Origin of the sequence: Emticicia sp., from assembly GCF_043780375.1 — a bacterium.
Classification (GTDB): Bacteria; Bacteroidota; Bacteroidia; order Cytophagales; family Spirosomataceae; genus Emticicia.
Window position 1 is genome coordinate 1 of record NZ_JAYWCU010000265.1, and the last position, 11,231, is coordinate 11,231.

The following is an 11,231-nucleotide window of genomic DNA, read 5'->3' on the forward strand; positions in this document are numbered from 1 at the left end:
TTTCCAAGCAGTGGCTATTATGTAAGTTCAACTTACCCAGGTTTGCAGCGAACTTTCTTTCTGGGTGTGAATTGGCCGCTTTTTGATTGAGAAAGACAAAATATTTTTAAACTAAGCTGTAAAAATGTTAATAAGCTAACATTTGCCCAAATCCTAAATATTAAGCTGAACAAATTTTAAATAAAACTATTCCAACAAAAAATGAGGATTGTAGATAATCCCGATAACATTGTCCCACGGGTCTTTTACAGCAGCAACTATTATTCCCCCGCCAACTTCAGTTGGTTCTTCATAACATAAAGCTCCGCAAGCGAGTAAATTTTGAAAAACTTCTTGCACATCATTTACTCCCCAATACGTAATTACGCCATCAACTTTTGCCTCATTTTTTTCGTCTGGTTGAAGCCCAAGTTCATAGCCAGCCACATTGAAACCAACATAAAAAGGCTCGTTGAAATAGGGGTCGATACCCAAAATTGAGCTGTACCAAGTTTTTGCTTTTTCAATATCGCTTACTTTATAAATAGTTGTTCGAAGACCAAGAAAAGATTGTTTCATACTATAATGATAGGTTAAATAGAGATTACTTCACAAACTTATGATTTTTTATAAAAATATTGATACTTGCCTATCTTTTTCTTTTACAAATTTAGGCTTCATTTTTGCTTTATCGCTTTTAAGGTTTGATATTTGCAAAAAAACAGACCCCGCTATTGGATGTCAGCAGAAAGAGTCATTTTAATTAATTTATTACTTTATTTTTTCGGTTTTTCGTTTTTTCTCTACAAACGAAACAAACTGAATGAACAATCTATTGGCTTACTTTCAGTAACAATTAACTTCATTGGAGTATTGTTTTCGATGGGCATTCGCCTCAGCGATATTACTGGTGAGGTAATCTCATATCATTGGTTTCATATAGGAGATAAGCTTTTTACGATTGATATTTTGGTCAATGAGCTTACATTTTTGATGTACTTTTTGGTGCAGTTTATTGCTTTATGGGTACAGGTTTTCTCTATGAAATACATGGAAGGCGACCCAAGTTACGGTAGATATTTTGCCTATATCAATTTGTTTATTGCAGCAATGATAGGCATAATCGTTTCGGGAAACCTGTTGATGATTTATATGTTTTGGGAGTTAGTAGGTTTATGTTCTTACTTACTAATTGGTTTTTGGTACGAAAAAAAATCAGCAACCAATGCTGCGATGAAGGCATTTTGGGTCAATCGAGTAGGAGATATTGGTTTTTTGATAGGTATTATTTTGATTTATCGCTACTTTGGTACGCTTGATATTACTCAAATTATTTACAAAGCACAGCTCATTCCGTCGGCATTACATAATAGTCCGATGCTGACAACTATCGGAATTTTGATTTTTTGTGGCTGTGTTGCTAAATCAGCTCAATTGCCTTTACAAATTTGGTTGCCCGATGCCATGGAAGGACCTACGCCAGTTTCGGCACTTATTCATGCAGCTACGATGGTTGCCGCAGGTATTTTTCTGATGGCACGAATGTTTCCTATTCTTTCGCCTGACACACTACTAATTATGACAATTGTCGGTACGCTAACCATGTTTTTTGGGGCTTGCTCGGCATTGATTCAATATGATATTAAGAAACTTTTAGCTTTTTCAACTATCTCTCAACTGGGCTTAATGGTGGTAGGAATTGGCGTTGGAGCGGTCAATACTGCCCTTTTTCATTTGGTTACACATGCGTTTTTCAAAGCAGGGCTTTTCTTGTCGGCAGGAGCAGTAATTCATCATTTACACCACGAACAAGATATGCGTAAAATGGGAAATCTTCGAAAAGAAATTCCTATCATTTATTATACTTTTACGATTTGTGCAGCAGCTTTGGCTGGGATTCCCTTTTTTTCGGGCTTTTTGTCGAAAGATGCCATCGTGGTGGCGGCATTTGAATGGGCAGCTCAGCAGAAAAGACAAGAATATTTTATTATACCTAACGTGTGCTTAGTGGTATCGGGTATGAGTGCTTACTACATGATGCGGCAAGTGTTTTTGATATTTTTGGAACGAGAAGATAACCCTTTCGAACTCATTTCGTCGAGTGCTAAAAATATCTATAAAACTGTTGCCAAACGATTAGAAAGTATTGTAAATGTTGAGGATGATGAGCAACGAAGAGATGCTGAAAAAGCTCATGAGAGTGAAACAACACTCGCCGATTTTTTGTCGAAAATTGGTCCAATGGAGCTTTCGGTAATCGTAATGGCAATAGCATCATTCGGTTTTGTGTTTTCAATAAATCCATTTTCGGCAGAAAGTGGATGGTTTTTTAGCATATTTCATTACCAATCTAAGAGTTATCAATGGGTAGCATATATAGCTATATTAGTTTCAATAATTGGCGTTTTATTAGGCTATATTTTTACTAAAGAAGAGAGCTATCGTCTTGATAATGACCAAATTGAACCACGAGGAGCTATTTTAAGAATGATTTTCCATAATTATTATTTGAGCGAATTATTTCACATAATATTCATTAAACCAATCCTTTGGCTGAGCCCAAAGGTTTACCTTTTTGATAGAATAGTGATTGATAATATAGTGAATAGTATCGCTAAATTAGCTATTATTCTTTCATTAATAAGTAGTTGGATTGAAAGTGAAATTATTGATAAATTTGTGAATTTGACAGCAAACCTAATTGGAAAAGTTGGAACCTACACTCGACAAATCCAAAATGGAAGGGCTCAATCATACATCATCACGATTTTTGTCTGTTTGGTTTTAATAATGATTTTATTGATGGTGAAATAGTCGATAGATGATAGTCCAAAAGTCCACAGATTAAGAAACTGTTAAGGTTGGATTTTCAAGAATGGACTATTTAGAACTATCTCCCGTTGATAATAGACTAACGACTGTATATATAAATATGAATAATTTTTTACTTTCAACGCTTATCTTTTTGCCGCTTGCAGGAGCAGCAATGGTGTTGTTGTTGCCAAGTGCTTACCGAGATTCTTTCAAATGGATTTCTTTGTTGGTGAGTATAATTAATTTGCTCAATATTTTTACTCTTTACAATTCGTTCGACCGCCAAATTACGGAGTTTCAGTTTGTTGAACAACACGAATGGATACGTATGAGTATGGGTAATTTGGGTTTTCTTTCTATTGACTACCTTTTGGGTGTTGATGGTATAAATATGCCTATGATTCTGCTTTCGGGCATAATTCTGATGGTTGGTTCGGTTGCTTCATTTACCATCGGACACCGTCAGAAAGCCTATCATTCGCTCTATTTATTGCTTTCAGGAAGTATTATTGGTTGTTTTGCAGCTCTTGATTTTTTTCTGTTTTTCTTGTTTTTCGAGTTTATGCTTCTACCTATGTATTTTTTAATTGGTATTTGGGGCGGCGAAAGAAGAGAATACGCAGCTATTAAATTTTTTATTTATACGCTCGTTGGTTCAATTTTTATTTTGGTAGTCATGATTGGGCTGTCAATGTCAGTGCAAGATTCATTTTTTTCACAAGAAATGGGCGGAATGGTGCATACATTTGATTTCAGACAATTATCCGATTTTCAGAATTATATCCCAAATACTTTGCTTCATCCTGTGCAGCAACAGCTTATCTTTGGTGTACCAGCACGCCTCTTTGCTTTTGTTTTACTCATCATTGGTTTTGGTATAAAACTTCCTATAGTTCCTTTTCATACGTGGTTGCCCGATGCTCACGTAGAAGCTCCTACACCTGTTTCGGTAGTTTTAGCAGGAATTCTATTGAAAGTAGGTGCTTATGGTTTTATCCGAATCGCCTATGGTTTTTTTCCAGATATAGCTTATCAATTTACTTATATTGTGGCAGGGGCGGGCGTAATTTCTATCATTTATGGAGCATTTAATGCCCTTGCACAAGAAGATTTGAAGAAAATGATTGCCTATTCATCTATCTCACACATGGGCTTTGTGCTATTAGGTTTAGCATCTATGACCGCTGAGGGAGTTAATGGTGCAATTTATCAGATGTTTGGACATGGAATTTTATCAGCTATGCTTTTCTTGATAGCAGGCGTAATTTACGACCGAACGCATAATCGATTAATCGAAAATTTTAGAGGACTTTCAAGTGTAATGCCATTATTTACATTGGTTGTTACAGTAGCATTTTTTGGTTCATTAGGACTGCCAGCCCTTCCAGGCTTTATTGGTGAGTTTTTTACGTTAATGGGTGGCTTTCAGTCGAAAGTTTTACCAGATTGGTTTTCAATGGTAGCGATGTTGGGTATTATCTTGTCGGCAGGTTATTTTCTTTGGACTTTGCAAAAAATGTTTTTCGGAACATTCTGGGCAAATCGTGACCAACAGCAAAACCTAAGAGATTTAGATTTTCGTGAAATTATAATGCTATATTCATTAGCAGTCTTGGCAGTGATATTTGGTGTTTTTCCAAGCCTAATATTTGATATTACTGGCGAATCTGTCAAATTGTTTTTAGAGAAGTTTTAATGTTGCGATTAGCTCTAAGAGGTTCGTCGGTTTTTTGTTGGTAAGAAAAATGAAACTTTTTTGAACGAAGAGTAAGTTAAAAAGGGGCATTTTAAACCCAAATCAAAAAAAACTTAAACAACATCTAAAACTCTGTGATATTTTATTTTAATATTTTTCGCTAACAGCCAAACGCTGATAGCTATTTATAATGCTCGAAAAACTAACACATATTCTTTTCAGTACCCGTGTACTTTTACCTGATTTAATATTTGGATTAGTATTTTTAGTGGTGGTAGCAACAATTTCTTTTTCAAAAAAATTAGATAACGAGAGTATATATAATCTTTTTAACGCTCTCATTATTAGCATTTTAATTAGTATTGGTTTTGTGTTTTATTCATTCTTAGGTTTTTTTAGACAATATTTCGAATCAGGAAGTACACTATTTGGAGAGTTAATTTATTTAGACAATAAAAGTATATTTTTCAAATTACTAATTACAATTTCTGCCGTAGCAGTTTTGCTTCATGTCTGGATAGTTGGCTATAAAGTTTTGGGCGAATTTTATGCCATTTTTGTCGCACTTATTTTGGGTCTTTTTATTATGACAATGACCACCAACCTACTGATGCTCTATGTTTCAATAGAAATGGTTTCAATTTGTTCGTATATTTTAGTTGTGATTAATAAAGGAAAACCCAATGCCGAAGCAGGTATAAAATACTTGCTTTTTGGGGCAACGAGTTCAGCAATTATGCTTTACGGTATTTCATTGCTTTATGGAATGACAGGAACACTTAACTTTGTTGGTCAAGAATTTGCTACTTTTCTTGGTCAAAATCCTGTTTGGGTGGCAAACGTGGCTATATTTATGACTATTGGTGGATTACTTTTCAAACTTTCAGCCGTGCCATTTCATAGTTGGACACCCGATGTGTATGAAGCTACGCCTACGCCAGTAGTGGCTTTTTTATCAATTGCACCCAAAGCAGCAGTTTTATTGGTTTTAATTCGCCTTTTTAGTTCATTAAGTATTGATTTTCGATTGATTATCGCCGTTATTATTTTGGCATCTATCACTATCGGAAATTTATCTGCACTTTGGCAAACCAATACCAAACGAATGTTGGGCTACTCGACTATTGCTCACGCAGGTTTTATGCTCGTGGGACTTTTGGCGACAAATTCACTTGGAATACAAGCCACAATATTTTATATAGCATCTTATCTTTTTATTACGCTTGCCGCTTTTTTATTAGTTGATTTATTGGCACTCAAAACCGAAAGCTATGAATTAGAGAGCTTGAAAGGTTTAGGTCAAGAAAATATATTTTTGGGTTTAGCAGCAGTTATTATCATGATAGCTTTAGTTGGACTACCCCCAACGGTTGGTTTTACAGCTAAACTTTTGATATTCACCGCTTTATGGGAAGGCTATCAAACTTCTGGAAGTTCAATTTTAATTGTAGTTTTGCTTTTTGGCTTAATCAATACTGCTATTTCAATCTTTTATTACTTGAAAATTCCATTTTACATGATTTTCAAGGAAGCTAAAATTGGTGTAAAATTCTATGATGTTGGTATATTTAGAAAAGCCTTTTTATTGCTCTTCCTTTTCTTCATTATTTATCTATTCTTGAATCCAGATAGGCTTATGGGGATGATTGGAAAACTTTAATCTTTCTCGCAAATTCTTCCTTTGATATATCTCTAAATTTTATAAAAATATAAATACCTTAATCATAATATGACTAACTTGTTATACTTTTATGCGGCTTAAAATTTAATAATTCTTATATAAAATTGTAACAAAAGAATAATTTGTGATATAGATTTCAGTCAAAAAGCTTTTTCTAATCTATATGAAGTGATTATTTTAATGTTAATTCCTGAAAAAATTGACCAAACATTCATGAAAATTATTGTTGCCGCTGATAGTTTCAAAGATGCACTTGATACTTTTAGCGTGTGTAAAGCTATTGGGAAAGGTATAATTGCAGCTTTACCCGATGCTGAAATTGTTGAACTACCACTTTCTGATGGTGGTGAAGGCTTATCAGATATTGCAGCACATTACTTCGATTTAAAACAAATTGAAGTAAAAACTTGCGACCCACTTTTTAGAAATCATAATGCTACTTATGGACTTAGCCATGATAATACAACTGCTTTTATCGAAATGGCAAAGACTTCAGGCTTACAATTGCTAACAAATGAAGAACGAAATCCGCTTAAAACAACAACTTTTGGCTTAGGAGAATTGACTAATGATGCCATCAAAAAAGGTGCAACTCGCATCATTATTGGTATTGGTGGCTCGGCAACAAACGATGCAGGAATAGGTATGGCAGCAGCGTTAGGTTGGCAGTTTTTGGATGAAAACAATGAATCCTTGTTGCCAATTGGAGGAAATTTAGATAAAATTGAAAAGATTATCCCTCCTCAAAATTTCCCTAAAAACATTGTTTTTGAAGCAATTTGTGATGTAAAAAACCCACTTTTTGGCAAAAATGGGGCGGCATATATTTTTGCTCAACAAAAAGGTGCAAATGACCACGATATTGAAATACTTGATAATGGATTACAACATTTTGCTAAAATTACCAATGAAATTACCAAAGCAAATACCATAGGTGCAGGTGCAGCAGGTGGTTTGGGCTTTGGCTGTCTATATTTTTTAAATGCAAAACTAAAACGTGGCATTGATTCAGTTTTAGATTGGGCAAATTTCGACCAACATATAACAAATGCCGATTGGGTTTTTACGGGAGAAGGGCGACTTGATAGCCAAACTTTACAAGGTAAACTTATTTCAGGAATAGCAGAGCGAGCAAAAGGAAAGCCAATCATAGCACTTTGCGGAGCATTAGATTTATCTCCTATGTTTTTAAAAGATTTAGGTGTAAAAGCTGCTTTCTCTATTACTCAAAAACCTTGTTCATTGCCCGAAGCCTTAGCAAAAACAGCACAAAATTTAGAAACTACAGCTTTTAATATTGCAACCCTTCTATGAAAAACATTAAAAAACGCCTCCAACAAGGAGAAACCGTCAATGGTTGTTGGTTAAATTTGGGCAGTTCGCTCACCGCTGAAATTGTTGGATTATCAGGTTTTGATTGGGTACTCATCGACCTCGAACACGGTGCTGGTTCTGAAAAAAACGTGCTTTCTCAACTTCAAGCATTAGAAAGTACGCCTACAGCCGCTTTTGTGAGAGTAGAGAGTGCCGAGCATTCTCGCATTTCTCGTGTATTAGACATGGGTGCATTAGGTGTTATGTGTCCAAAAATAAATAATGCTGACGAAGCAAAAAAAGTAATCAATGGCATTCATTATCCACCTTTTGGCAATAGAGGTGTAGCCAAAATGGTTCGTGCAACTGCATTTGGGGCAAATTTTGACCAATATTATGCTGAATCGAAAGAGAATATTTTAGGAATTATTCAAATCGAAACTGTGGAAGCACTCAAGCATTTAGACGAAATAGCTGCTGTTGAAGGCGTTGATGTGCTTTTTATTGGCCCAGCCGACCTTTCGATGGAACTTGGTATTTTTGGTCAATTCAATAATCCGATTTTCTTAGATGCAATAAAAAGCATAGTAAAAGCAGCTCAAAATGCAGGAAAAGCTACAGGAATCTTGTTTTTTAATCCTGACGATTATAAAAAATATCATGATATAGGTATAAGGTTCATCGCTTGTGGAGCCGATGCCACATTTGTTGCCGATGGAGCACGAGCAATGGCTAATAAACTAAATACTTTTAAATTAGGTCTGACGTCTTCGGTCTAACCCGAAATGGTGGCTTTGACTTTGCACAGACACCATTCAACTTTCCTTGCTTAATTCAATGTTTCAATTCTGTTGCCTGTACGTGACCGATGACAACTAACCTCTAATCAAAAATATGGACTCAATATTTATCTTATTTGTTGGTGTAGTAATTGTAGTTGGAGGTATTCTTGGCTTTAAACTTCATCCTTTTTTAGCATTATTATTGGCAGCTTTAGTGGTTGCATTGCTCACGCCTGTTGCCACAGTAGAGCTTTTCTATTTATCAAAAGGAAATTCTACCGCAGAAGCCCTCAAACTTGCTCATAAAAGTATAGGCGAACGCCTTGCTACCGAATTTGGTAATACATGTGTTAAAATTGGTATACTAATTGCGATGTCGGCCATTATTGGCAAATCTATGTTAGAAAGTGGTGCTGCCGAACGTATTATTAGAGCTATGCTCAAATCATTAGGGGTAAAGAAAGCACCTATTGGGTTTTTAATTAGTAGTTTTTTTCTTACCATCCCAGTTTTTGTTGATACCGTTATTTTCCTGATGATGCCTTTGGCGAAGGCAATGGGTTTACGATTAGGTAAAAATTATTTGTTACTGGTTCTCTGTGTTATTGCCGGGGCTGTGATGGCAAATTCGTTTGTGCCACCTTCTCCGGGTCCTTTGTTTTTGGTCGGAGCACTAAATGTACCTATTGGTTTGATGATGGTTTGTGGTACACTTTTAGGACTGTGTACAATTACAGTAGGCTATTTTTTTGCTATTTGGGCAAATAAAAAATACGATATTCCGCTGCGAGATTCTCCAGATGCTCGATTGGAGGAGATTCAGAAAATTGCCAATAAAGACGATAGTGAGCTTCCTGCTTTGGGTTTTGCTCTTTTACCTGCCGTTTTTCCTTTGGTAACAATTTGTATTCGTTCTGGAGTTGAGGCTTTTGCAACGCCAAAAATGCCTTTGACACAATTCGATTTTTTGAATAAATTGATTGATTTCGTTTTGTTTTTTGGTGATAAAAATATTGCTTTGTTTTCAGGGGCCTTATTTGCACTATTTGTACTTGCCAAACAAAAAAAGACAATGAAGGATGGTATGACCGCCTTTGTGCAAACGGCATTAATGAGTGGTGGTGGAATTATTTTGATTACTGCCGCAGGAGGTGCTTTTGGCGGAATGTTGCAACAAACTGGCATCAGTAATCACATTGCAGACCTGACCAAAGACTATCAAATGGCATTGATTCCCTTAGCTTTTATTATTACGGCAGTGGTTCGCACAGCACAAGGTTCGGCAACGGTAGCCCTTATTACAGCTTCGGGAATTTTATCAGGTATGGCTCAAAATGCCAATTTAGGATTTAACCCTGTGTATTTGTGTTTGGCAATTGGAGCAGGTGCAAAATTAGTGCCGTGGATGAACGATGCAGGTTTTTGGATTATGTGTAAAACGAGCAATCTCACCGAAAAAGAAGCCCTCAAAACCATTGCTCCCATGCAGACTATTATGGGTATCACTGGCTTAATTCTTATTATGATTGCCGCTCAATTTTTTCCAATGATTTAATTGGCATCAAAAGGTTGTTTATAAACTTACATAAAACAAAGCCAATAGCTTAATGCTAATGGCTAAAAGCTATATGGAAAATATCACCGTAAAAACAAACCCTTTAGATAATGTTGCTATAGTTTGTAATGCTTTTGGCTTACAAAAAGGGGCGATTGTTCAGAACGATATAGTTTTAGTGCAAGATATTCCAATGGGACATAAAGTTGCTTTAGAGACCATAAATGAAGGCGAAACTGTTATTCGTTATGGTCAAATAATTGGCTATGCTAACACCAATATTCAAAAAGGAGAATGGATTAATGAAAATAAAATCACGCTGCCCCAAGCACCAGATTTAGAAAATATTTTATATATCGGTTCAAAAGAAGTAAAATTTGAACCCTTAACAAATTATACGTTTGAAGGATACCGAAATCCAGATGGCAGTGTTGGTACTAAAAATATGTTGGGCATCACCATTAGTGTTCAATGTGTGGCAGGAGTTACTAATTACATAACCAATAAAATCAAAAAAGAATTACTGCCCAAATACAACAACGTTGATGATGTCGTTGCCTTCAATCATAACTATGGTTGTGGAATTGCGATTAATGCTCCTGCGGCAATTATTCCCATTCGTACCATAAAAAACATTGCTCAAAACCCCAATTTTGGCGGAGAAGTCATGGTCATTGGCTTAGGTTGTGAAAAACTTCGACCAGAACGTTTATTACCAAATGAAGAAAATATTGAAGAAAATTCTATACTTTATTTGCAAGACGAAGCCTTTACAGGTTTTGAGGAAATGATAGATGGAATGATGGAAATAGCCGAAAAACATCTGAAAAAATTGAACGCCCGCAAACGAGAAACCTGTCCAGCTTCCGATTTGGTAGTTGGAATGCAATGCGGTGGAAGTGATGCTTTTTCGGGAATAACAGGAAATCCTGCAGCAGGTTTTGCTTCCGATTTAATTGTAAGAGCGGGTGGAACTGTGATGTTTTCGGAAGTAACCGAAGTAAGAGATGCCATCCATTTATTAGTGCCAAGAGCAGTTACAACCGAAGTTGCTCAAAAGCTAAAAGATGAAATGCAATGGTACGACGATTATCTCGAAAATGGATTAGCCGACCGAAGTGCAAACCCTTCTCCTGGAAACAAAAAAGGTGGACTGAGTAATGTGGTAGAAAAAGCCTTGGGTTCAATTGCCAAATCGGGTACCAGTCCGATTGTGGATGTTGTTGCTCCAGGAGAAAAAGTACGCAAAAAAGGCTTAAATTTTGCTGCAACTCCTGCCAGTGATTTTGTTTGTGGTACCCTACAATTAGCCGCAGGAATGAATGTGCACGTATTTATTACTGGTCGAGGCACTCCTTATGGCTTGTCGATGGTGCCTGTTATAAAAGTGAGTTCCAATTCTAAATTAAG

The 11,231-nt window shown here is 36.0% G+C and carries 8 protein-coding genes; 7 read left to right on the top strand and 1 reads right to left on the bottom strand.

Annotated elements, in window-relative coordinates; translation table 11 throughout:
- Positions 1 to 186: 186 nt before the first annotated feature.
- Entirely contained in the window at positions 187 to 558 is a 372-nt protein-coding gene (locus ACH2CJ_RS19595) for a VOC family protein (protein WP_394995627.1), read from the bottom strand.
- Positions 559 to 717: 159 nt separating this feature from the next.
- On the opposite strand from ACH2CJ_RS19595, the gene nuoL reads away from it, so the two are divergent.
- From nuoL to garD, 7 genes are all read left to right on the top strand, one after another.
- Positions 718 to 2,793, top strand: coding sequence for an NADH-quinone oxidoreductase subunit L (gene nuoL, locus ACH2CJ_RS19600; protein WP_394995629.1), 2,076 nt, complete (start codon positions 718 to 720; stop codon positions 2,791 to 2,793).
- Positions 2,794 to 2,911: 118 nt separating this feature from the next.
- Complete coding sequence (locus ACH2CJ_RS19605) at positions 2,912 to 4,489, top strand: NuoM family protein (RefSeq protein WP_394995645.1); 1,578 nt, start codon at positions 2,912 to 2,914, stop codon at positions 4,487 to 4,489.
- Positions 4,490 to 4,679: 190 nt separating this feature from the next.
- Positions 4,680 to 6,149: an NADH-quinone oxidoreductase subunit N gene (locus tag ACH2CJ_RS19610; protein ID WP_394995631.1), complete on the top strand. Its 1,470-nt coding sequence runs from the start codon at positions 4,680 to 4,682 to the stop codon at positions 6,147 to 6,149.
- A gap of 234 nt (positions 6,150 to 6,383) precedes the next feature.
- Positions 6,384 to 7,484, top strand: a complete 1,101-nt coding sequence (locus tag ACH2CJ_RS19615) for a glycerate kinase (protein WP_394995634.1) — start codon at positions 6,384 to 6,386, stop codon at positions 7,482 to 7,484.
- Positions 7,481 to 8,263 carry an HpcH/HpaI aldolase/citrate lyase family protein gene (locus tag ACH2CJ_RS19620; RefSeq protein WP_394995637.1) on the top strand — a complete coding sequence of 261 codons (783 nt, stop codon included), beginning with the start codon at positions 7,481 to 7,483 and terminating at the stop codon, positions 8,261 to 8,263. Before ACH2CJ_RS19615 ends, ACH2CJ_RS19620 begins: the two co-directional genes overlap by 4 nt.
- Before the next feature lie 115 nt (positions 8,264 to 8,378).
- The gene (locus ACH2CJ_RS19625) at positions 8,379 to 9,821 is read left to right on the top strand and encodes a GntP family permease (RefSeq protein WP_394995639.1); all 1,443 of its coding nucleotides are present in this window, start codon (positions 8,379 to 8,381) and stop codon (positions 9,819 to 9,821) included.
- A gap of 73 nt (positions 9,822 to 9,894) precedes the next feature.
- Positions 9,895 to 11,231, top strand: a 1,337-nt coding sequence (gene garD, locus ACH2CJ_RS19630) for a galactarate dehydratase (RefSeq protein ID WP_394995642.1), incomplete at its 3' end; no start/stop codon positions are given.

Coding starts and splice junctions, on each gene's coding strand:
- nuoL (WP_394995629.1), top strand. CDS start 718: ATGTCAGCAGAAAGAGTCATTTTAATTAATTTATTACTTTATTTTTTC.
- ACH2CJ_RS19610 (WP_394995631.1), top strand. CDS start 4,680: ATGCTCGAAAAACTAACACATATTCTTTTCAGTACCCGTGTACTTTTA.
- ACH2CJ_RS19625 (WP_394995639.1), top strand. CDS start 8,379: ATGGACTCAATATTTATCTTATTTGTTGGTGTAGTAATTGTAGTTGGA.
- ACH2CJ_RS19615 (WP_394995634.1), top strand. CDS start 6,384: ATGAAAATTATTGTTGCCGCTGATAGTTTCAAAGATGCACTTGATACT.
- ACH2CJ_RS19620 (WP_394995637.1), top strand. CDS start 7,481: ATGAAAAACATTAAAAAACGCCTCCAACAAGGAGAAACCGTCAATGGT.
- ACH2CJ_RS19605 (WP_394995645.1), top strand. CDS start 2,912: ATGAATAATTTTTTACTTTCAACGCTTATCTTTTTGCCGCTTGCAGGA.
- ACH2CJ_RS19595 (WP_394995627.1), bottom strand. CDS start 558: ATGAAACAATCTTTTCTTGGTCTTCGAACAACTATTTATAAAGTAAGC.